The organism is Prosthecobacter sp., assembly GCF_044373815.1.
Lineage (GTDB): Bacteria > Verrucomicrobiota > Verrucomicrobiia > Verrucomicrobiales > Verrucomicrobiaceae > Prosthecobacter.
Window position 1 is genome coordinate 1 of record NZ_JBIPNG010000051.1, and the last position, 22,674, is coordinate 22,674.

A 22,674-nucleotide genomic window follows, 5' to 3' on the forward strand; every position below is an offset into this window, starting at 1 on the left:
CGTGTCGATCTCCGCAATGGCCACTGTCGTTTTGACATGCTCCAGCTGGTAGGCGCTGCCAGCCGTGTCGGGCAGATAAAATGAGTCCAGTTCAACGAGCAGCGGTCTCCCAAGCGACAACTGCTCCTCGATGTGCGCCGTCAGCGGCCGGTAGATCGCCAGCTCCTGCACATCGAGCGCATAGAGCTCATACAAATCTTCCAGCTGGTATTTGAAAAAAGTCCACTGGTCGCCCTCAAAGTCGATGCCCAGCGTGAACGGCAGGGCCGCTATCGGCTCAAATCCACGGGCGTGGAGGACTTCGATCCACACATCGACGTAGCAGTTCGTCTCCGCCCACTCGCGCTCCTGCGTGTGCAGGCGATGGCGCGTGTAGGTTTGTGGATCAAGTGCTGGAAACGGCCGGCTCATAGTTCCAAGGCGTTTTTCACCTCATACGGCCAGCGGTCAGGATCGAATCCATGATGCTTGAACAAGGCCAGCGTGACGCGTTCCATCCCAAAACCAATGCATGCTGAATGCGCGGCCTCACCGTTCGCCTGCTTGATGTCGAAGGCTTTGCCGAAGTAATCCATGTGGCAGTTGGTCGAGGCGATCGCCGTCGGCTTTTCATTTGAGGCCACGGCAAAGGTAAACTCGTGCTTCAAGTCCTGATCCTTCTGCGATGCCGCCATCACACGTCCACCACGCCCAAAAAACGGATCATTGGCGACCACGATCTCCACGCCGAGTCCGACCTCCGCCAGAATGTCCCGGCCCAGCTCGATCCATTGTTTGCGATGCTCCAGCGCCTGCTCGGCAGTGCCAATGCGGACGAACTCGCGCTGCCGGAAAATTTGCAGGCGGCATGGATCAATTGAAGGCTCATGCCGGAACACCTGCGAGAATAGATCCGCCGTCTTGCCCTCGCTCGACAGCGTACCAGTCACTGTGGGATACAGCGGGTAGCAGCATGCGGGTGTCAGCATCAAGGCGCTCGGAACGAGGTCCTGGGTCCACTCCTCACCGCTCTCGCGCTTTGTCAGCATCCCCACATGTTCGCGATCGCGCCCCATGAAACTGTGCACGGAACCCATCAGATCCGGGAAGTTCTCTATGTGGCTCGTCTTCAAATAGTGCTCGCGGCTCAGCACCCCGGGCAACCGCAAAACATCCGCCTGAAAGTGCGCTGCGCGTCGTGTGATCAGACGGTCAAAGCTCTGCAGCACGCCTTCAAACACACCGTTGTAACCATAGACACCGCGCACGCCAAGCGGCACGAGCAGCCCGGCCTCAGTGACCTGGTCGAGAAACGCCTGATAGGCCTCGGTGATGGGGAGAGTTGCGGTCGAGGTGCACGTCATAAATCAGCCTTCCTTGTGAACCATCAGCATTGTGGCGTTCAGTTTCAAAATGCGGTCGTTGTTGACCATCAGTGCCGCGCCATAGGCATCCCGCAGATGGCGGGCGATGCTGAATTTAGAATCGTTGCGATAACCCGAGATGCCGCAGATCAGCATCGCACGGCCGACGATGTCCACAAACTGCTGCGAGGTCGACAGCTTCAGATTGTTCGTGCGGATGGAAAAGCCAAACTCTTCAAACACTCCCGGGCAGTCGCGACTGCGCAGTTCGTCGTACTCACGGGCCATGGCCGTCACATTGTTCCTCATCACTTGCAGCACTTGATCGACCTCACCGAGACGGATGGCCGAGATGGGTGTTTCACCGGGTGTCTTGCGCGCCTCAGCACGCACAAAGGCGCGGGCCTGGTTCACTGCATCCATCGCAATGCCCGACCACAGCGCGCCCCACACGATGTGCGAGTAGGGGTGCATCGTCTGCCCTAGAATCTCATTGAAAGGCTGCGGAATGATCTGCTCCGCGTTGCCTGTGGCTGTCAGTTCAAAGCCTGAGCTGCAGGTGCCGCGGAAACCCATGGTGTCCCAGGTCGAAAGCGGCACGGTGGTGTACTCTCCTTTGCGCACCATCACGTGCACCTGCTCATTCGCCGGCGCATTCGGTGCGCTGCGGCAGGTCACCAGCATCTCGTCCGCAAAGTCACCGTAGGAAATGACCGGGGCTTTCTTCGTGAGTTTGAACTGATCCCCCGTGACTTCCACCGCACAGATGCTGGAGCGCAGATCTCCGCCAGTGCCGATCTCCGTCGTCGCAGAGGCCATCAGGCGCTGCTCCTCCACCAGCAGCCGCAGGTAGTCACAGAAAAATTCCGACTGCTGGGCATGATGCACGAGGCAGGCCACCTGAATCTTGTGCATCGCATAAATCATGGCTGACGAGCCGCAGTACTGACCCAGAGTCTCGCAGATCTTCGCGACCTGCACGAGGTTCAAGCCCATGCCGCCATACTCTTCAGGAACATACGCGCTCAGCAGGCGCGCCTCGCGCATGGCATCGATCGACTCTTTCGGAAAGCGCGCCTCCTTGTCCACATCCGCCGCATGAACTCGGAGCACCGATTTGCCCAGCGCATGCACCTCCTTCAAAAGTTCGTCAAAATCGACTTCGGTGCTGCAAAGAGTGCTCACAGGATTGGATTGGGGGTGGGGATTCGTACGGGCTTGAACAGCTGGGGCACATCGCCGCTCGGGCCTAGGCCGCGAGCTTCGTAATCGCCTCCGCGATGGATTCGATGCTCTTGAAAGTGCGGCGACCGATCAGGTTGTCAGGGAACTCGACATTGAACTTGTCTTCCAGCGCCAGCATCACCGCCACCGTCGCCAAAGACGTCAGGCCAGCATTATAAAGGTCATCAGCCTCAGTCAGATTCTCCACGGGGAACCGGCCATGCTGGGCAAGGACTTCACGGATGTCAGGCACCAGAGTGTTGCGTTCGTTCTCGCTCATAATGATAAATAGACTAAATGTTTATGATTATAATAAACATAGAAAATGCAAATTGGTCCAATTAATTTTATCTATTCCCGAGTCTTTATCATCCATTTCTTTAGCCGCCTAGGTTTATCCTTTGCGTTTTACGTTCTAAGGGATGGTGCAACTCTGGTCCACGATTTCCACCATCCCTCTCTCATCACCTTGATTTTCAAGGCCTTGTGACGACTCACTTGAAAAGAACAATCCCTCGGCCAAAGGGCCAAGTGATTCAGCGCCCGGTCAGCATGTGAACCTTGTGACTGATCAGAAGGGCAACCGAAATGGAAAGGACGGCATAGAGAGCCATCCAATCGTCGTCGCTGAGTTGCATGCTAAGCTGCATGGGCGACATGAGGCAAAGCCGGGCGACAAAAAGTAGAAGCAGTGCCATGGCAAAAAAAGAGCGGTTTCCATACCAATCGGCCCAGTCCCTCTGACTGCGCGTACGTTTTATTGAGCCACCTCGAAATAATCATCCTCCGCGATGTCCGGGATGCCAACGACGAGGACGCGCATCTTCCCACGCGCACCATGCACGACGCCGGGCGGGATGTGTACAAGCGAACCCTGACTCACAGGCTGTTCGATGCCGTCCAGCACCACAGTGCCACCGCCATCGAGGACGTAGTAGAGTTCCGTGGAGCGTTTGTGGTAGTGGAGCTTCGCGCCGTCGATGTCCACCGCATGCGCCCAGGCAGCAGGAGACAGGCCCGCATCTTCACGGCTGATCAAGCGATCCCGCCAGCCACACGTGCTGCGCTCACGTGGCGTGTGGCCCTCGTGGCGGATCAGCAGCGGACCAGTGGTGGCCATGGCTTGCAACAATCAGGCTCGTTATCTGTGACCCTGATGCGTTTTGATTTCATCCACGAGGTGGGCAAAATCGCCCTTCTCACACAGGCGGACGAAGCCTTCGGTGAAACGTTTCAGCTCATCCCACACACCCCGAATGTGTTCCGCCTCCTTGGCGTTGATGTGGTTGTCAGAAGCCGCCTTGCTGATGGCCGTGAGGAGATCGGCAAACTGCTGGACGATTTCCTGCGTGGCAGGCATCAGCTCCATGCCGCGCGGACCTCCGCTGATGGGATTCTGCACAAAGACCCCGTTCGCCTTGTGGCAGAGCCACTGGATGAGCTGCGGATCCTTGGTGATCTCAAACAGCTGGCGCACGCGATCCAGCGGATTGGAGGTGCCGCTGCCCTGCTGCTCGTCCGGCTGGGACCACTTGTAAGCGAGCGAGAGGGAAACGCCCATCTGCGCTGCCACCTCTTTGAAGCTGGTTTGCTCGACGGCCTTGCTGATCACTTCATGGGAGTCCATGCCTGACTTGTTTCAGAAAGTGAACCATTTGGCAAGCAGCATCCTTGCCGTTCTGCCATGGCAAATGTCACGCAGCCTTGCTCTTTGCGCTTGTAGAAGAAAATTCCACACGCGTAATCTGCCGACCTCATGAAAATCTCATCCCTCATCCTCGCGGCGGTCGCTTTGCTGCTGACCTCCTGCCTGGAAATCAAGTCCACGATTACCGTCAACAAAAACGGCACGGCCATCATCGAAGAGAACATTGTTCTGGGTGCTCAACTGGCGTCGATGGTGGAGGGCGAGCAGGGCGGACAGTTCAGGAGCCTCGTCATGACCGAGGAAAAAGCCGCGGCACGTGCGAAGAAACTTGGTGAGGGCGTGACCGTCAAATCTCGTGAGGAAATGAAGACTGCCGATGGTAAAAGCGGGGTGAAAGTGGTCTTCGCCGTCGCTGATTTGACGAAGCTGAAATACGTGCCGTTTGAGCCGGAGCAGGAAAACCCGACGGAGCCGATGACCTTTGCGCTAAACGGTGCCTCCCTCACCATCACCAATCCTGAAGTGGACAAAAAGCGCGGCGGTGGCCGTGCTGCTGTGCCGAAGCCACAAATGACCCCGGAAAAACTCGCCATGATGAAGGGGCAGCTCGGGATGATGAAGCCGATACTGGCCGGCCTGCACATGGTCGTGGAGATAAAGGGTGCCGAGGGTATCACCAGCTCTGACGCGGCCTATCTGAGCGATGGCACGATCAGCTTCATGGACATGGACTTAGACAAGCTCATGGAGAAATCCGATAACTTTGCCAGCTTCGCGGAAGCGACGAACAACGGAATCAGCATCGCTGACGCAGCGGTGCAGTTCAGCAAAGTGGAAGGGCTCAAATTCGAGGGCAAAAAAGTGGTCACGGCTGAGCTGAAATAAGCCACCGAACGAATCGACAGTACCCATCCAGCAAAGCCGGGGCATCACGCCCCGGCTTTTTTGTGAACCTGTCGGGATCGGCATGACTTTTCGTTTGCCGCCCCGCTCTGACGCCGGAGATTCGCCGCCCATGATCTCCCAGCTTCTCGATTTCGCCCTGCACATCGACAAACACCTGCAAACCTTCGCGCAGGATCATGGTGCGCTCATTTACGGGCTGCTGTTTGCGATCATCTTTTGCGAGACCGGTCTGGTGATCATGCCCTTTCTGCCGGGAGATTCACTTCTGTTTGCCGTGGGCGCTCTGTCTGCCCAGGGGCTCATCCGCATCGAACTCATCATTCCGCTGCTCATGTGCGCCGCCATCATCGGTGACAACCTGAACTACTGGATCGGCCGCAAAGCAGGCGGCTGGATCGTCAACCAGCGCTGGTTCAAGCGCGACTACCTCGCCAAGACCGAGGCCTTCTTCGTCAAGCACGGCGGCAAGGCCATCATCCTCGCGCGCTTCGTGCCCATCGTCCGCACCTTTGCACCCTTCACCGCCGGCTTTGGCCGCATGGATTACCGCCGCTTCCTAGTCTACAGCCTCGGCGGTGGCTTGGTCTGGGTGCTCAGCTTCAGCATCGCAGGCTACTTCCTCGGCAGCATCCCGATCATCAAAAACAACCTCAAGCTGGTCTTCGTTCTCATCATCGTCGTCTCCATGCTGCCCATCGTGTTTGAAGTGCTCAAACACAAAGCAGAGGCCAAACGGGCGCAGAAAGAAGCTGACAAATCCTGACAGCCGTTGAGCAGCATCACTCTTGATTGTTCAAGTGGTATTCAAAAGAGCCATCCAACAGATGGATCTTTGCCAACCGCTCAGGACATTTTCCGGACAAGATCATCTCGATCTCTGGCTCGGTAATCTTTTCGCCCTGAGGGAAACCCAGCCAAACCATATTTGGAACATCGAAGCCTGGGGGATTCATGCGTACCGCCACCAGTTGGGTCCTAGGTGACGTCGCTGAAGCGGGGCTCGTCCCTTCAAATGGCCACGAGCCAGCAAAACCGTAAAGGACCTGCCAGTCCTCTTTCTTGATCCATCGGCAATGTTTGAAAAAGCCGGCGGTTTCTGCCAGCGTCCCCTGAGGCTTGAAGTGCTTGCTGAATAATGCCTTCAGCGCATCCAAACGCGCTGTCGGAAGGGCTTTTTCATCTGCAACCACGCCGGCCAAGGCTTCGGCAGTGCTGTTATCTGTCGCTTGCTTCGCAGCATTTAATTGGAGCGAACAGAGTGTGTACAGGCCCAGCACCCAAATGAACCACATTCCTCTGGATCCTGCTCCCACTTGGATGACTGAATGTTTCATAGCTTCTCTTTTCACGGCCCTGGCACCCGCGCCCCCGTGCTCGGGTTCATGTAGTAGCCGGGAGCACCGCCGACCCCGGGCACAAAAATCGGCTTCGTGGGCATCCTGCTGTTGTAGCGCTGGTTGTTGTACGGAACCGCCATGCCGGGATAGACCGGCATGTTGCCAATGGTCTGATAACTCTGCACCCCGCCGTATGCATTGATCACACCGCTCGAACTGCGGCTGCCAAAGGGGCCTGACACATTCTGCTGGTACATGAACTGGTTCCCCTGCGGCATCGCCGTCGGTCCGGAACCCGGTGCATACCCACCACGTGGCACGGGAGCTCCGCTGCTGCCCGCCATGCTGGCAATGCTCTGGCTGGGGCTGCTGCGCGGTACGGCTTCCGGGCGGTTGGCAGACGGATAGTAATAACTCGAACCGTCCCCTCTCGGTGCGCTGTCACAAGCGACCAGTGAAAGAGCGAGCAGCGCAGGCACACAGAATCGTGTTTTCATGCCTGCAGGGTATCATGACCGTCAACCCGGTGGTGGAAAACTTTGCCAGCACGGGCAAACGCGGCAGAATGCCCGGCATGCAGCCCGTTGTCGTCGTTCAGCATCCTTTGGCACAGTGCCATCTCGCCGCCATCCGTGCTGTCGGCACGCCATCGCATGAATTTCGGCGGCATCTCAACCACCTCGCGCGCCTTCTCTTCCTCGAAGCCACCCGTGAGCTGCCGGTGCAGGAGATCAGCGTGCAGACTCCGCTGAAACAAACCGTGGGCGCACAGCTGGCACGCCCGCTGGTCTGCGTGCCCATCTTGCGCGCCGGCCTGGGTTTGCTGGATGGCATCCTGCCGCTCGTACCGGACGCCGTCGTCGCCCATGTGGGCATCAGGCGAAATGAGGAAACCGCCCTGCCGCATGCCTACTATGCAAATCTGCCCGCCAGCCTTTCCACTGCAGATGTGTTCCTGCTGGATCCCATGCTCGCCACCGGCGGCAGCGCCTGCGAGGCCGCACGCCAGCTCAAGGAAGCCGGAGCCATGCGCATCACCATGATCTGTGTGGTGACCTGCCCTGAAGGACTTGCGGCGATGCAACTCTCCCATCCCGATGTGGCCATCGTCACCGCCGCCATCGACGCCGGCCTCAACGACAAATGCTACATTGTCCCCGGCCTCGGCGATGCTGGAGACCGCTATTTCGGCACCTGAAGTTTGCTTCCTGTTCGCACGATCCGGCCCTTAAGCAGCGTTTCATTCCTTCCCATGCCAATCACCTTCCCCCCTCTCACCCGCCGCAACTTTTTGCAGCACGGCACCGCCGCTGCTCTGGGCGCCCTCGCCACGCAGCTTCCCGCGCTTGAGATTCCAGAACAGACCTGGGTCCTGTTTTCCGACCCCCACATCGCCGAGGACGAGGCGCTCGTCGCACGCGGCGCCTGCATGGCGGAAAATCTGCGCCGCTGCGCCAATCAGGTCCTCAAGATCGGCCAGAAGCCCTTTGGCCTCATCGTCAACGGCGACTGCGCCTACCTCGAAGGCAAGACGGAAGACTACGTCACCTTCACCCACTGCATTCAGGCACTGCGCGAGCAGTCCATTCAGATTCACTGCACCCTCGGCAACCACGACCACCGCAACAACTTCCTCAACGCCATCATCGGCCCGCCGCCGCCCAATGCCGAGCGCCCCATGAACGTGCCGGACAAGCACGTCGCCACCGTCACCAGCGCCCAGGTGAACTGGATCCTGCTCGACTCCCTCGACCTCGTGAACAAAACCCCCGGCATGCTGGGCGAACCCCAGCTCGTGTGGATCGAGCGTGAACTGCGCAACGCGCCCAACAAGCCCACCTTCATCGTCGCGCATCACAATCCCATGCAGACCAGCATGGACGACAAGAAGAAAGGCAGCTGCCTGCAGGACAGTGATGCCCTCTTCGACCTCCTCGCCGCCTATCCCAAAGTGCAGGGCTACATCTACGGCCACACGCACAACTGGCTGAAAACGAAGCACGAGAAGACCGGCCTTCCTCTCATCAATCTCCCGCCCGTCGCCTACACCTTCGACCCCAAACGCCCGAACGGCTGGGTCATCGCCCGCATCAATTCAGAGCGCGCCGAATTCGAACTCCGCGCGCTCAATCCCGCGCATGAGGAGCACGGGCAAAAGCATGTGATCAGGTTCGTGTGACGCATCAAGACCTGTCTGGCAGTGGTGCGGGCACTCCTGCCTGCAAGTCGAGCGTCTCCAGTCTTTCATTCCGGCCCAGCGGCCTCACTCATCCACACTCGCAGCATCCACAGTCCGCATCATGGCGTCCAGGAACTCCTGCGCGGCGTCGATCGGCAGTATGATCGTGTCACGGCGGCCGCGAACGTCCTCGGTGATCTTGATGAACTTGCCGCGATCATTCTCCTTGAGATCGAGGAAAAAAATCTTCCGATCCGTGACGATTTTTTCGGAATGCAGGGGCGGATTGGGCGGACGCCGTTCGTCTTCAAATTCTGTGTTCCTCATGCCGGTAACCTCCACTGACTGACGATTCGCTGTACTTTGTTCTGGGTGAATTCGATGCCGATTCTAGGAGCAGCGCCGGGCTTGTCAATCCTTCTCACGGCTCATATCACGACCTCAAAGCCGCCTTTCGCGCACCCTGCCTTCCTTCCTCGGCCGCCAAAATCTCCCGTGCGAACATTCCGAGGCTCAGCTTTTCAATCCTCCCCCACCCCGGCGATCAGGAATTTATTTAACCCCTCAGGCACGCGCAACTAGGCTCGTCTAATTGCATTGAAGACGATCTGCAAAATTGTAATCGCCTCGCCTCGGGTCAGTTGCTTATATCGCACATCACCTTTCCGCCAACTCTCCCAACGTGTTCGAACTCTTCCAAGCCGCCATCCTGCCACACCAGCTTTTGCTGACGCTGCTGCTGACACTGGTCGTCTGCTACTGGCTTCTGGTCCTGCTTGGCGCGCTGGATTTCGAGGCTGATCTCCCAGACGATCTGGGCACAGACGGCGATGCCCACCACGGTGCAGGCTCCTCAAACGCTCTCGGCATGAGCACCGGCGGCGCCTGGCTCTCGGCGGGTCGTTTCCTCGGCTTCTCGCAGGTGCCCCTCATGGTCTGGCTCAGTTTCATGGTCCTCTTTCTCTGGTTTGGCTCGCTGGCGCTGAACGAATGGTACAACCAGGCTGGCAGCCTGTTGCAGGCCATCTGGCTCCTCCTGCCCAACCTCCTCGGCAGCCTCATCGTGACCAAGCTCGTCACCCTCCCCGTCGCCAAACTCTTCAAAGCCATGGGAGATGCCGACTCCGAAGCCGAGGAGGTCATCGGACGCACCGGCGTCATCACCTCCACGGAAGCGGATGCCTCCTACGGTCAGCTTGAAATCACCACCGCCAGCGTTCCGCTGCTCATCAATGTCCGCACTGAGCCGGGAGTCACACCGCTGAAACGCGGCGACTCGGCCAAAGTCATCTCCGCCGGCCCCGACAATATTTTTTACCTGATCGAACCCGCTCCCCAGAACTAACCCACCACCTTTTCACCCAACTCGCTCATGACCTCATCCCTACCCCTCGCTCTCCTGCTGGAAGGCAGCCTTCTTGTCGGAGTCATCATCATCGGCATCTTTCTCGGCATCCTGATTCTATTCTCGCGCTTCTTCCGCAAGGTGCAGCAGGGCCAGGCAATCGTCCGCAACGGCATTGGCGGCACCAAGGTGACCTTCAACGGCATGATCGTCATCCCCGTGGCCCATCAGTCCGAGTACATGGACATCTCGGTCAAGCGCATCGAGATCGAGCGCAAAGCTCAGGAAGGCCTCATCTGCAAAGACAACCTCCGCGCCGACATCAAGGTCGCTTTCTTCGTCCGCGTGAACAAGACACCGGAGGATGTGCTCCGCGTGGCCCAGAGCATCGGCTGCACCCGCGCCAGCACTGTGGACACCATCCGCGTGCTGTTTGACGCCAAGTTTTCCGAAGCCCTCAAGACCGTGGGCAAACGCTTCGAATTCGTGCAGCTCTACAATGAGCGCGATCATTTCAAGAGCGAGATCCTCAAAGTCATCGGCACCGACCTGAACGGATTCACCCTTGACGACTGCGCCATCGACTTCCTCGAACAAACGCAGCTCGAGAACCTCGATCCCGACAACATCCTCGACGCCGAAGGCATCAAGAAAATCACCGAGCTCACCGCCATCCAGGCCAAGCTCTCCAACAACATCCAGCGCGACAAAGAAAAAGTCATCAAGCAGCAGGACGTTCAGGCCCGTGAAGCCATCCTCGAACTCGAGCGCCAGCTGGCCGAAACCGAGTCGAAGCAGAAGCGCGATGTCGAAAGCGTCCGTGCCCGCGAAACGGCCGAGACGATGAAGGTCCAGGAAGAAGAACGCCTGAAATCTGAGCGCGCCCGGATCAGCGCCGACGAAGAAATCGCCGTCGCGACCCAGAACAAAGATCGCCAGGTCCTCGTCGCCCAGCGCAACAAGGAGCGCACCGACGCCGTCGAAGTCGAGCGCGTCACCCGTGATCGCGATCTCGAAATCATCGACCGCGAGCGCGTCACCACGCTCAAAGCCATCGAGAAGGAAAAGGCCGTCGAAGTGGAGAAAAAGAACATCCAGGAAGTCATCAAAGACCGCGTGGCTCTCGAAAAAACTGTCGTCATCGAGCAGCAGAAGATGAAGGATGCCGAAGCCTTCGCCACCGCCGACCGCGAGAAGCAGGTCGCGCTCACCAACGCCGAGAAAAACGCCCAGGAGCAGCTCATTCAAAAAATCAAAGAGGCCGAAGCCTCCAAACAATCCGCCCAGCTTGCCGCTGAGCAGTCAGCCTTCACCACCATCAAAGCCGCCGACGCTTCCAAGCAGGCTGCCGAGCTTCACGCTCAGGAATTGCTCACGCTTGCAGAAGCCCGGCAGGAGTCCGCCTCCAAGGATGCCGCCGCCGAGAAGTCCCTCGCCGAAGGTCGCACCGCCAGCTCCGCCGCCATCGGCCTCGGAGAAGCCCAGGTCCTGCTTGCCAAGGCCGAGGCTTCACAGAAGCAGGGCACCGCAGATGCCGAAGTCACGCAGCTCAAACTCGCTGCGGAAGCCGATGGCATCACCAAGAAGGCGCAGGCCATGAAGCTTCTCGAAAACGCCGGACGCGAACACGAAGAGTTCAAGCTCACGCTCGAAAAGGAAAAAGCCATCGAGCTCGCGCAGATCAACATTCAGAAAGACATCGCCGCCGCCCAGGCCAACGTGCTTGGCGAGGCCATGAAGTCCGCCAAGATCGAAATCATCGGCGGCGAAAGCCAGTTCTTCGACAAGATCACCAACGCCATCGGCAACGCACGTGCCATCGACCGCATGGTCGAAGGCAGCCGCACCCTCACCGACGTGAAGGAAACCTTCTTCACCGGCGATCCCGACTACTTCAAATCCCAGCTCAAAAACATCATCGATCAGTTCGGCCTCACCTCCGAAGACACGAAGAACCTCACCCTCAGCGCCCTCTTCGGCAAACTGATCGGCCTCAACCCCGACGCCACCACCTTGGACAAACTCACCGGCATGATCGGCGCCGCCTCCCGCTTCGGCCTCACCGAGCAAACCGTCAGCGGCCTCCTCGCAGCCAAGGCGGCGAAGAAGGCATAAATCCGCTCATCTAGCACATGCGTTCGACACACGCGGAATTCACAGCCTCGCACCAGCGTCTTGGAGTGCGCCAGTCCTCTGGCGCTTTCCGAAGTCCCCCTGCCCGCGAAAAACTCCAGAGAACAGGCGCATCTCAAGTCGCTCACACGAATAGGATGCAGTGCTCCTGCCGCTAACACCCGATGCCCGAAGCGCCTCCATCTCCCCAACCCTCCCCGCAGCTCGAAGCCGGCGCTTACGAAGTCATTCGTCAGCGTCTCAACAAGCACGGCTCCGAATTGCAGCGTCGGCTGGATCTGCTGAACGCCGACCGCAAGGCGGAGTTCGGCGGCATTGAGACAGCGCTGCTGGCCACGTCACGCCTCACGACAGAAAACAACTGCCTGCCGCGCGACCTCGCCGCCATCGGCCCGCACCGCTTCCTGTTTGGTTACAACGTCCACCTCGGTCTGCGCAGCACCATGCGCATCGAGGACGTGTTCGCGGTCTACGATTATCACACGTCGGACCACAGCTTTCATCCCAACAAGGACGGCCTGCTCAGCGATCCCCAGTTCGTCGAGGACTTCGCCTACCTCTACAACTACTACAAGCACGCCTCCTTCCTGAAGTTCCACCGCATCGGCCCGCATCTTTACCTGGGCTTTCAGGTGGGCCAGCGCGCCACCGAGGTGAAAGCCTTCAAGTGGCTCGTGGACGATGACCACGGCACGCTCAAGTACCTCGGCAACCGCAGCGACCACGAATTCGTCTTCCCCACACCGCAGGAGTTTGCGTGGAAGCGCGCCACGCGGGACATGTACATCCACGGCACTCACCCGCACATCAGCATCGAGGACCGCGTTTTCGTCGAGACCATCGGCGGCGACCTCACCGTGAAGGTGGAAAACAACACCGACACCGGCCGCGGCATCTACAGCGATCCTGTCGAAAACAAGGACCAGACTCTCGACGACGCGGAGGTGCACTACGCCATCGTTGGCAATCTCATCCTTCTCAAAGTCCTGCCCTATCAGGAAAAAATCTGGCGCCATCTCGTCTTCAATGAACGCACACGCCAGGCGCATCGCATCGACAGCATTGCGGAGAGCTGCGTACTCCTGCCGGACGATCACGGCATACTCTTCCCCCATGGCTATGTACTGCAAACCGGCGAAGTAAAACGCTTTGAAACCGGCCTGCCGCCCATGCGGTTTGAAAAACGCATCGCCGCTGCAAACGGCGAGGACACGCTGTTTGTCTTCAGCCATCTCGAAAGCGGCTCGTACCTGCTGCTCAGCTACAATCTCATCACGCAGAGCGTCGCCACGCCGCAGCCCTGCCATGGCTTCAGCCTTTTCCCGAGCGGTGAACTCGTGCTCTTTTCGGCTGATGAAGAGCCGCGTAAACACCACGTCATCCAGGTCTGGCGCACGCCGTTTGTTTCCACCGATGTCAGCGCCGCAAAAGCCTCGCAGACTTTTCTGAGCAAGATCGGCAACGCCGAAATCGTCCGCGCCATGGCCGAGTGCCATGGCGTGCTGACACTGCTCGCGAAGGACGATTCCTTCTCAGGTCTTTATGTCGAGCTCGCCCGCTCATGCGGCGACATTGCCGACAGCTACTTTTGGGTCGGCCGCGAAGAGACTCACGATCTCAAGAGCATCCTCGTTGAAATCAAGAGCACCGCTGAAGCCGCGCTGGGCGAGTTTGAAAAAGTCAGCCGCATGCGCAAGACGGCAGCGGATCAAACCCACACGCTGCAGGAGAAATCCCAGAAGGCGCTCAACTCCGCCGCCAACACCGATCCCACCGACATCCTCGGCTTCGTCCATCTCCTCACCTCTTTGCGTGAACTGCGCGGCCAGATCATCGCCCTGCGCGATGTACGCTACACTGACGCCGCCGAGATCGACCGCATGGACAAGGCGGTGGCGGAAGGAGCAGACAAGCTCTCCGCCCGCTGCGTCACCTTCCTGCTTAAGCCGGAGTCTCTGGACCCCTACCGCAAACAGATCTCCGAGCAGCAGGCCCGTGTACCTGCACTGGCCAAAGTCAACGAAGCCCAGGCCGTCGAAGAAGCCCTCGCCAAATCCAGCAGCGAGCTGGAAATGCTCACCGCCATCGTCAGTGGCCTCAAGATCGAAGACGCCACCGAGACCACGCGCATCATCGAAGGCATCTCCACGCTTTTCGCTCAGCTCAACCAAGTCCGCAGCGTCCTGCGCAACCGCCGCAATGACCTCGCCAAGACCGAAGGCGCAGCACAATTCCAGGCCCAGCTCAGCCTGCTCAGCCAGAGCGTGCTGAACTACCTCGAAGTCGCCACTACACCTGAGAAGTGCGATGAATCCCTCACCCGCGTGCTCGTGCAGATCGAGGAAATGGAGACTCGCTTCTCCGACTTCGACGACTACGCCGCCGAGCTGATCAAGAAGCGCGAGGAAGTGCAGACCGCCTTCGAGTCACGCCGCCAGAGTCTCAGCGATGCCTTGAACCGCCGCTGCGGCAGCCTCGGCCAGTCCGCCGAACGCATTCTCACCAGCATCCGCAACCGCCTCGCGAACTTCGCCAAGCCCGAGGAGGTCCACGCCTGGCTCGCCGCAGATGCCATGGTCGCCAAGCTGCGCGATCTCATCGAAGAACTGCGCAAGCTCGGCGACAGCGTCCGCGCCGACGAACTGCAAACCCGCCTCAAGACCGTCCAGCAAGATTCCATCAAGCAGATCCGCGACAAGTCGGAAATTTTTGTCGCTGGCGGCGATCTCATCCAGCTCGGACAGCATCAGTTCAGCGTGAACAAGCAGCCGCTGGAGCTCACGATTCTCCCTCGTGAAAACGGCCTTGCCTTCCACCTCACCGGCACGCGTTTTTATGAGACCGTCGAAAACCCTGAACTCGCGACGCAGCGCAGCGTGTGGGATCAGGCCGTCGTCTCCGAAAATGCCGATGTCTATCGCGCCGAATACCTCGCCTGGCAGATGCTCAAGGCCGGCGCAGGCGATGACGTGGCCACGTTCATGGCTCAGCGCTATCACGAAGGCTACACCAAAGGCGTGCACGATCACGACGCCGCGCTGCTGCTAAACCCCCTCCGCGAGATGCAGCAGGCCCTAGGCCTCCTCCGCCACTCACCCGCCGCCCGCGGCTACGCCCGCCTGTTCTGGCATGCTTGGCCAGAAGACGACTCCAAGAAAGCTCTCCTGGCCCGCATGCAGTCCAAGGGTCGCATGCGCGATCTCCTCGGCATCTCGAATGCATCCGTCGATGACGAACTCGCGAAGCATTTAAAAAGCTTAATGGGCAACACGCTGGTGCAAGCTTCGTCACATCAAATCACTGCCTGCCTGCTCGACGAACTCCAATCCAAGCATCCCTTCACACGCTCCGCCGCCGCCACCGAACTCCTGCGCTCCTTCCACCGCGAACTCACCGTCAAACACGCCACAAAAGATTTCGAGGAAACCCTCACCTCCCTCACCGCTCAGCCCCTGCTCGCATTCGAAATCGCTTTGGAATGGATCACGGCGCTGAACCCCACTGCTGCCCCTGGCGTGCTGATCGAAACCGCAGCCATGGTCGTGACCAACGATCAACCTCCAGCCGCGATCCCCACCGAGCCCACCTCCCACGTCACCATCACCGGCTTGATCGGCACCCATGCCCGCATCGCAGACGCAAAGCTCGAACTCAACTACCACGAGTTCACCTCGCGCCTGCAACGCTACGAAGCCGAGGTCGTGCCTGCGTTTGAAGCCTTCCAGTTGCTCAAGCATCGCCTCGCCGACACCCGTCGCCGCGAACTGCGGCTCGATCAGTTCAAAGCCGGCGTGCTCAGCTCCTTCGTGCGCAACCGCCTCATCGATCAGGTCTATCTCCCGCTCATCGGCGCCAACCTCGCGAAACAGCTCGGTGCCGCAGGCAAGGACACGCGCACCGACCGCATGGGCATGCTGCTGCTCATCTCACCGCCCGGTTACGGCAAAACGACGCTCATGGAATACGTCGCCAGCCGTCTCGGCATCACGCTGGTGAAGATCAACGGCCCCGCTCTCGGCCACAAGGTCACCTCACTGGATCCCGCAGAGGCCGCCAACGCCAGCGCACGTGAGGAAGTTGAAAAGCTCAACCTCGCCTTCGAGATGGGCGACAACGTCATGATCTACGTCGATGACATCCAGCACACGAACCCCGAGTTTCTGCAAAAGTTCATCTCCCTCTGCGATGGCACCCGCAAGATCGAAGGCGTGTTCAAAGGCGAGGCCAAAACCTACGATCTGCGCGGCCGCAAGGTCGCAGTCGTCATGGCGGGCAATCCCTACACCGAAGTCGGCGGCAAATTCCAAGTGCCGGACATGCTGGCAAACCGCGCCGACACCTACAATCTCGGCGACATCCTCGGCGGCCATCAGGAAGTTTTCAAAGACAGCTACATCGAAAACAGCCTCACCAGCAACGCCACGCTCGCGCGCATTGCCGCACGCAGCCATGCCGATGCGCTCGCCGTCTTGAAGGTCGCCCAAACCGGCACCCGCGAAGGCGTCGAGTTTGAAGGCAGCTACAGCGCCGAAGAGATCAACGAAGCCGTCGCCGTCATGGAAAAACTCCTGCACGTGCGCGAGATCATCCTGCGCGTGAATCAGGAATACGTGCGCAGCGCCGCCATGGAGGACGCCTACCGCACCGAGCCACCCTTCAAGCTCCAGGGCAGCTACCGCAACATGAACAAGATAGCGGAGAAAATCCTCCCGCTCATGACCGATGCCGAAGTCGCCAGCCTCATCGCCGATCACTATCGCGGGGAAGCGCAAACCCTCAGCCAGGCGGCAGAATCCAACCTCCTCAAATGGCGCGAGATTAATACCCTCTCCACCGAGGCCGATGTCATCCGCTGGACCGAGATTAAGAGCACCTTCAGACGCAATCTCCTCACAGGTGGCGCAGGCGAAAACGATCCCATCAACCGCATCACCGGCCACATGAATGCCTTCACCGTCGGTCTGGAAAAGATCGAGCAGGCCGTGAGCAAACCGACTCTTTCCGATGTCACCATCGAACGCCTCCAGCGCATCATCGAAGGCCTCCGTGCCGTCCCCGTAAACGTCGAGATCCGCGTGCAGCCCGTCGAAAAAGAAGTCGCAGGCGAGTCACCCGTGGATGTCTCCAGCACCGTCGAGCAGGAATAAATCAACTCAGCCTCTTCTTGGCCACCCGCAGCGCTCCCAGTGTCCAAACCACAGGATAAAGCTGCTCATGATACCACAGCCTCGCAAAGTAGAGACCAATAGGCGCCGTCGGAAAACGAGTGCCGTTCTCCGTGGCCGTGATAAGCCATTGCACGCTGGCCATCATGTCTTGCTCTTCACCACTCAAAGCATGCAAAGCCACAGCCGTCTCCTCAATGCTCGCAGGCGCATTGGCATCTCCGCCAAACGAGCCATCGGCTTTCCGGGCGCTGCGCAAGTATTGGCAACCGCTCTGAATCAACGCTACAAACTTGCTGGCTAGCTGCTCGCTGCCACTCAGATGATTGACCACCTGCGCCGTGCCATAGACCGGATTGTTTTCGTCCGGCGTGTGCTCATTGCCAAACCACAACGGAATCCAGGAACCATCTGACAACTGCACCCGCTTCAAATAGGCGAGCGCCTGTCGCGTTCCTTGGTCGATGCGTTTCTTCAAAACTTGCGGCGCTGCATCTCTCCACACCCACCACGCGCACAAGGCATGCGCCGTGATCTCCGGCGTGCTACGGTCAAACGGCAGCGTGCCCCAGCCACGGCAAAACGTGGGAATGCCCCCGTCGCGATTTTGCAAATCAAGGAGCCAGGTGATCCCCTGCTGAATCGCCTCATCGCAGGAATGCCCGATCTTCTTCAGCGCGATCAGCGCACTCGAAGTGTCATCCGCATCAGGTACTCCACCAGGCAAATCCGTCCACGCCCAGCCCCCCGGCGGCGCATTGGTAAAAGGGTGAACTTCGCGATACTGCTGCGCCAGCAGCCATGAAATCGGTGGCGCGCTAACGTCCGAACTCCGCAGCGACAATGTCGTTCCCCACGTCGCCAGATTAGTATCAATGGGCCAGCTCCCATCCTCCCGCTTGGAGCGCACCAGGAAATCCACCGCCAGCGGCAGGCACGGATGATCCAGCTGCCCTCCACCAGCCAGCGCCATGGTGACAAAACTCGTCAGTGGCGTCGCCTCCAGATACCCCCCGCTGCTCGGTTGCAGCACCTTGAGCATCGGCCGGATGCGCGACCACGTCAGCGCACGCAGCCACCTCAGCGGATTCCACCACGCCGGCGGCTTGTTCTTAAACCGCGTGTAACCAATGGCGATCAGCGCCGGCAAAGCATAGCTCACCACCGGCAGCCCCACCGCCCCAAACCAGGTGCGTGGCAACGCAGCAAGCTCAAACGGCAGCGCAATGACATGCTTCCATGGCTTCTCCCCCAAAGTGCCGCACAAGGCGCAAAGCATGAGAATAGGCACGGAGAAAGTTTTGTCCTTGCCATAGCGGGACACCACCGCCTTCGCGATGGCCACAGGCTCAAGCGAACCGACTTGAGCGATGATACACCCGTTGGCAGCTTCAACGGTTGGCGAAGTCCGCATCCCCACGAGGTGCAGCGCACTCCAGCACAAGAGCGTCGTCGAAAGGTTGCTCTTGCTCAGCGTCGTATCGCCCCAGCCTCCATCGGCGTTCTGATGATCACACAACCACTGCGCCCCGGCAGCGATGTGCACCGCATGCTTGTCACGATCCACCAGCGCCAGCGCGACGATGGCCGTCGCGGTCGAAAGCGCGCTGCTGGACAGCCGCCCTTCCCAGTGGCCGCTCGCATTGCGCAGGGCATCCAGATGCGCCTGCGTATTGGCGATGGCGCTGTCGAGGGCGTCCATCATGGCAGAAAATCTCAGGCCTCGAGCTTCAGCTCAGGGCGGGCATCGATGGCCTTGGTGAGCGAGATCCAGCCACCTTCACGCTGCTGCTGGAACATGTACAAATACAAGGCGACCTGCTTGGCAGGATACGCCGCGAGCAAGGCGGTCACCGCAGCTTCAGCCTTGTCGTCCTCAATCACCTCGGGAAGTTCGGTCACTTCACCTTTGCCATCATGCGCGATCTGCGCCGCATCGAGGAAAGTAATAAGCATCTGCGGCTGACCTTTGAGCAGCCAGATCTGGAAGATCTGCGCCGTCACTTCTTCGTTCGACTTCGTATTGAGCTGCTCCAGCAGCCACTCGGCCTGCTTGGCACGGGACTTCTCCAGAATGAAAGCAGGACGAAGACGCTTGGCCGGAGCGAGCGAATCAATGACAGCCTTGTATGCAGCGCGCTGATCGGTCTGCATGTAGGTCATGATCTGCATGCGCAGCTCGGCACCGATGGCTTGAAGAAGTTGGTTGGGTCGCATCTGGAATGGGGGTGGAAACGGGGGGCTCAGCTACCACCACGGCACAGAAGTCGCAACCGTTTTGCCTCACAGCAGGCGAATCGTCAGCGGGAACCGATAAATCTTTCCTTCCGAAGCATTCACGATGCCGATGATGGTGAGCACGACGGTGGCCACCCCCACTCCAATCAAGAGCGGAATGCCGATAAGAATGAAGCAGAGCAAAAAGGACAGAAAACCATACACCAGGAAACTGAGCTGGAAGTTCAGCAATTCCCGCCCCTGCAGGTCGATGTAGCTGCTTTGATCCTTTTTGACCAGCCAGACGATGAGCGGACCCAAAATGGGAAAACCGACCAGACAAAGCACATGCATGACGATGCCCAGGGTTTTTTCATCCTGAGTGACGGCTGAATACGGCAGCGCGGGAGGTGAAGTGGGTGTTTCCATGACACCCAGAAGCTACTCCAAAGCAGAACGCCGCCCATTACAAACGCGGAGCCGGTTTCCCGGCTCCGCGCAAAGCAGCAAATTCGAAGTTCTCCGGCCGTCTAGACTTCCGGCAGCTTGAATTCCTCCACATAGTTCTCTGTGGCCAGCTTGTTCGCTTCGTCGGCGAACTCACCCGTGAACTTCTCGGAGACGGGATCAAACTCCAGCCAGGGGCCGGCACTGATCTTGTCCACGTTGAGGTCGATCTTATTGTCCTCGAGATTCTTCACGAAGTGCTCCAGCGTCTCCAGGCCGGCCTTATCATTCTTGAGGCGCTCCTGCACCTCCGCGACGTTCGCAGCCTTGCCCAGGCGGTAGGAGATGTTCGCCAGATGGGCCAGCGAAGCAGCGTGGAAACCGTGGGAGACGTGCAGGTTCGGGTTGATGATCTTGCCGGCACGCACCGAGTTGATGAAGTTGAGCATGTGGTCAGCACCGTCATTGAAGTTCTCGAACTTCTTGATGGCCTGGCCTTCTTTGTCATAAGCCTTGGCCTCAATGACGTACCCGCCTTCGCAATGGATGACGTTGCCGACGCGCGCAGCGGCGGTCTTGCCATTCACGCGGAAAACGGGCTCCAGCTTCCAGTCCATGTCCTTCAGAGGAAGACCACGGTTGTCAAACAGCAGCGGCGCGGGCTCATAGGCCCAGAAAGCCATCTGATTGTTGGCGGTCTCGCCATCATCCTTGTAGCCCCAGCGTCCGCCAAAGCTCATCACGCGCTTGGGCAGCAGCTCGGGATCTCCCAGTGCCCAGCGGCCCACGTCCGTCTGATGTGGCCCTTGGTTGCCGATGTCGCCATTGCCGAAAGCCCACTGCCAGTGCCAGTCATAGTGGAACTGCGAACGGTGCACCGGCTGCATGCCTCGTGGGCCTGCCCACAGCTTGTAGTCCACATCCACTTCTTGCGGCGCTCCAGCGGGGTCGGTCTTGACGTTGCGCAGGTCGTGGAAGGTTCCCTTGATCATCCCGTCCTTGGGCTGGATCGCCTCCGCCACTTTGCCGGTGGAAATGCGCGACTTGTAGTTCACACCACGGGACAGCGTCACCTTGCCGATGTGGCCTTCCTTGACCCAGGCCATGGCCTCCGCCCAGCCGGGGCTGGAACGGCGCTGCATGCCATGCTGCACCACGAGTCCCTTCTTGGCGACCTTCTCGGCCGCGTTCAAAAGCTGCCGGCCTTCCCAGATGTTGTGACAAACGGGTTTCTCCACGTACACATGCTTGCCATGCTGCATGGCTGTCATGGCGATGAGTGTATGCGTGTGGTTCGGCGTGGCGATGGTCACGGCGTCCACCTCAGGGTCCAGCATGAGCTTCCGGTAGTCGGAGTAAGCCGTGACGGTGTTGTTTTTCTTGGCCTGGCTTGCCACGCCCTTTGCGAGCACATTGGCATCCACGTCGCAGAGAGCGACGATGCGCACGCCCGGGATTTCCTCCAGGCTCTTGATGTGGCCTGCGCCACGTCCGTTAAATCCGATGACCGCGACACGAACGTCACCATTGGCACCCAGCGGTGCGGAGAAGGCTCGGGATGCGACGAGACCGGCGGCGCCGGCCACAGTGCCGCGAAGGAAGGTTCGGCGGGTGGTTTGGTTTTGTTTTGTTTGCATGGAATGAAGAGTTGGAATCAGGCGCAGCCGCACCTGAAAAGCGCGGCATGGAATACGTTAAGCCTAGCCAAAACGTCCGTGAAAAGACAACCTTTCCTTTCATTCCCCGCCGTTTATGCCCAATCCCCCGCCGTTTGTGATTCGGCAGACCTCCGATTCATAGCAACTGCCGGGCGGACCGCCCTGGATGGATGACTTTTGCGTGGTTTAGCTCCGCAAGATCAAGCAACAGCCCGGCGGCGACGGCGTGCCAGAAGTCCCAGCAAACCGAGCATCAGGAACAGAATCCGGCCTGGCTCTGGGACCACGACAATGATGCCATAGCTGTCAAAGAGGCTGGTATCCCAGGCAAGTCCGGGGGAAATGGTGGAAATGTCCTGCAGTTGCAGGTTGTTCGCCACACTGAACGCGCCCATGGCGGAAAGAGCGCTGTCGTCATGCGTCAGGCCCAGGGTGCTCCAGTCCATGAGATTGAAGACACTGCCATAAGTCACCCCGGTGAGATTGTTCAAGGACACCACCACCCGCTTGTCGTTGGTGTTCGTGCTGCCAAGAACCATCGTGCCTGCGGCCGAGATGAAGTCATGGCTGCCCGAGTGGTTGTCGTTCCAGCTGGTGCCGGACCCCGTGTTGGCTATCCCGCCAACACTGGTGACATATTCTGCAGCCGTTCCGCTTGGGTTGGCATGGAACCACGCAGCAAAGCTCGTGTCGGTCGAATCGGCCGTGCTCAGGCTCAGATGGATTGATCCGGTGTCAGCCACTGTCAGGGAGGTGGTGGCGGCGCTGAAGGTCAGGGTGGCGTTGCTCGTGTCTGGATCACCGTCGCCTGGCGCAAGAACACCTCCACTGCCGATCACCGTGCTGCCTGCAATGCTGCCAGAACCCGAAAGAGTCGCAGTGCTGTTGACCGTGACCGCACTGTTGCCAATGCTGCCCGCACCGCTGGCACCCACCTGAAGGGTGCCGCCGTTGACCGTGGTCGCACCCGTATAGGTGTTGGTGCCACTGAGCACCCAGGTGCCAGTACCGTTCTTCGTCACCCCGGTGGTGTTGGTACCACTGTTGTCCACGATGGCACCACTGATCTCAC

Annotated in this window: 21 protein-coding genes; 7 read left to right on the top strand and 14 right to left on the bottom strand. The window is 59.2% G+C overall.

Annotated elements, in window-relative coordinates:
* The 6 genes from ACIREA_RS06700 to ACIREA_RS06725 form a co-directional block, all read right to left on the bottom strand.
* Positions 1-411, bottom strand: a 411-nt coding sequence (locus tag ACIREA_RS06700; protein ID WP_397381490.1) for a DUF1839 family protein, incomplete at its 3' end; no start/stop codon positions are given.
* Positions 408-1,343: an amino acid--[acyl-carrier-protein] ligase gene (locus tag ACIREA_RS06705; RefSeq protein ID WP_397381491.1), complete on the bottom strand. Its 936-nt coding sequence runs from the start codon at positions 1,341-1,343 to the stop codon at positions 408-410. The genes ACIREA_RS06700 and ACIREA_RS06705, both read right to left, overlap by 4 nt.
* 3 nt (positions 1,344-1,346) lie before the next feature.
* Entirely contained in the window at positions 1,347-2,528 is a 1,182-nt protein-coding gene (locus ACIREA_RS06710) for an acyl-CoA dehydrogenase family protein (protein ID WP_397381492.1), read from the bottom strand.
* A 64-nt stretch (positions 2,529-2,592) separates the two neighbouring features.
* A complete protein-coding gene (locus ACIREA_RS06715) occupies positions 2,593-2,847 on the bottom strand; it encodes an acyl carrier protein (RefSeq protein ID WP_397381493.1) in 255 nt (84 codons plus the stop codon).
* 477 nt (positions 2,848-3,324) lie between these two features.
* Positions 3,325-3,687, bottom strand: coding sequence for a cupin domain-containing protein (locus ACIREA_RS06720; RefSeq protein ID WP_397381494.1), 363 nt, complete (start codon positions 3,685-3,687; stop codon positions 3,325-3,327).
* A 21-nt stretch (positions 3,688-3,708) separates the two neighbouring features.
* Positions 3,709-4,194, bottom strand: coding sequence for a phage regulatory CII family protein (locus tag ACIREA_RS06725; protein WP_397381495.1), 486 nt, complete (start codon positions 4,192-4,194; stop codon positions 3,709-3,711).
* 129 nt (positions 4,195-4,323) lie between these two features.
* Between ACIREA_RS06725 and ACIREA_RS06730 the strand changes: the two genes are divergently transcribed.
* Entirely contained in the window at positions 4,324-5,100 is a 777-nt protein-coding gene (locus ACIREA_RS06730) for a hypothetical protein (protein ID WP_397381496.1), read from the top strand.
* A gap of 130 nt (positions 5,101-5,230) precedes the next feature.
* Positions 5,231-5,884 carry a DedA family protein gene (locus tag ACIREA_RS06735; protein ID WP_397381510.1) on the top strand — a complete coding sequence of 218 codons (654 nt, stop codon included), beginning with the start codon at positions 5,231-5,233 and terminating at the stop codon, positions 5,882-5,884.
* A gap of 16 nt (positions 5,885-5,900) precedes the next feature.
* On the opposite strand, the gene ACIREA_RS06740 is transcribed toward ACIREA_RS06735, so the two are convergent.
* Together ACIREA_RS06740 and ACIREA_RS06745 are read right to left on the bottom strand one after the other, a co-directional pair.
* Positions 5,901-6,455, bottom strand: coding sequence for a hypothetical protein (locus tag ACIREA_RS06740; RefSeq protein ID WP_397381497.1), 555 nt, complete (start codon positions 6,453-6,455; stop codon positions 5,901-5,903).
* Between the two features lie 11 nt (positions 6,456-6,466).
* Complete coding sequence (locus tag ACIREA_RS06745; protein ID WP_397381498.1) at positions 6,467-6,955, bottom strand: hypothetical protein; 489 nt, start codon at positions 6,953-6,955, stop codon at positions 6,467-6,469.
* A gap of 14 nt (positions 6,956-6,969) precedes the next feature.
* Between ACIREA_RS06745 and upp the strand changes: the two genes are divergently transcribed.
* A complete protein-coding gene (gene upp, locus ACIREA_RS06750) occupies positions 6,970-7,656 on the top strand; it encodes a uracil phosphoribosyltransferase (protein ID WP_397381499.1) in 687 nt (228 codons plus the stop codon).
* A gap of 54 nt (positions 7,657-7,710) precedes the next feature.
* Entirely contained in the window at positions 7,711-8,637 is a 927-nt protein-coding gene (locus tag ACIREA_RS06755) for a metallophosphoesterase family protein (protein ID WP_397381500.1), read from the top strand.
* Positions 8,638-8,721: 84 nt separating this feature from the next.
* Here the strand turns inward: ACIREA_RS06755 and ACIREA_RS06760 are convergent, their stop codons facing one another.
* The gene (locus ACIREA_RS06760; protein WP_397381501.1) at positions 8,722-8,964 is read right to left on the bottom strand and encodes a DNA-binding protein; all 243 of its coding nucleotides are present in this window, start codon (positions 8,962-8,964) and stop codon (positions 8,722-8,724) included.
* Between the two features lie 355 nt (positions 8,965-9,319).
* Here ACIREA_RS06760 and ACIREA_RS06765 point away from each other — a divergent pair, with 355 nt between their 5' ends.
* The 3 genes from ACIREA_RS06765 to ACIREA_RS06775 all read left to right on the top strand — a co-directional run bounded on the left by ACIREA_RS06765 (position 9,320) and on the right by ACIREA_RS06775 (position 17,262).
* On the top strand, positions 9,320-9,982 hold the full coding sequence (locus ACIREA_RS06765; RefSeq protein WP_397381502.1) for a hypothetical protein: 663 nt from the start codon (positions 9,320-9,322) through the stop codon (positions 9,980-9,982).
* Positions 9,983-10,009: 27 nt separating this feature from the next.
* On the top strand, positions 10,010-12,097 hold the full coding sequence (locus ACIREA_RS06770) for a flotillin family protein (protein ID WP_397381503.1): 2,088 nt from the start codon (positions 10,010-10,012) through the stop codon (positions 12,095-12,097).
* A 182-nt stretch (positions 12,098-12,279) separates the two neighbouring features.
* Positions 12,280-17,262, top strand: coding sequence for a DNA repair ATPase (locus tag ACIREA_RS06775; protein ID WP_397381504.1), 4,983 nt, complete (start codon positions 12,280-12,282; stop codon positions 17,260-17,262).
* A gap of 1 nt (position 17,263) precedes the next feature.
* Here ACIREA_RS06775 and ACIREA_RS06780 read toward each other — a convergent pair whose 3' ends face one another.
* The 5 genes from ACIREA_RS06780 to ACIREA_RS06800 form a co-directional block, all read right to left on the bottom strand.
* A complete protein-coding gene (locus ACIREA_RS06780) occupies positions 17,264-18,985 on the bottom strand; it encodes a prenyltransferase/squalene oxidase repeat-containing protein (RefSeq protein ID WP_397381505.1) in 1,722 nt (573 codons plus the stop codon).
* Positions 18,986-18,996: 11 nt separating this feature from the next.
* Positions 18,997-19,497 carry a hypothetical protein gene (locus tag ACIREA_RS06785; protein ID WP_397381506.1) on the bottom strand — a complete coding sequence of 167 codons (501 nt, stop codon included), beginning with the start codon at positions 19,495-19,497 and terminating at the stop codon, positions 18,997-18,999.
* 66 nt (positions 19,498-19,563) lie between these two features.
* Positions 19,564-19,926 (bottom strand): DUF4870 domain-containing protein, encoded by a 363-nt coding sequence (locus ACIREA_RS06790; RefSeq protein WP_397381507.1) that lies wholly within the window; start codon positions 19,924-19,926, stop codon positions 19,564-19,566.
* A gap of 101 nt (positions 19,927-20,027) precedes the next feature.
* The gene (locus ACIREA_RS06795) at positions 20,028-21,581 is read right to left on the bottom strand and encodes a Gfo/Idh/MocA family protein (protein ID WP_397381508.1); all 1,554 of its coding nucleotides are present in this window, start codon (positions 21,579-21,581) and stop codon (positions 20,028-20,030) included.
* A gap of 221 nt (positions 21,582-21,802) precedes the next feature.
* A partial coding sequence (locus tag ACIREA_RS06800; protein ID WP_397381509.1) for an autotransporter-associated beta strand repeat-containing protein occupies positions 21,803-22,674 on the bottom strand: 872 nt, incomplete at its 5' end.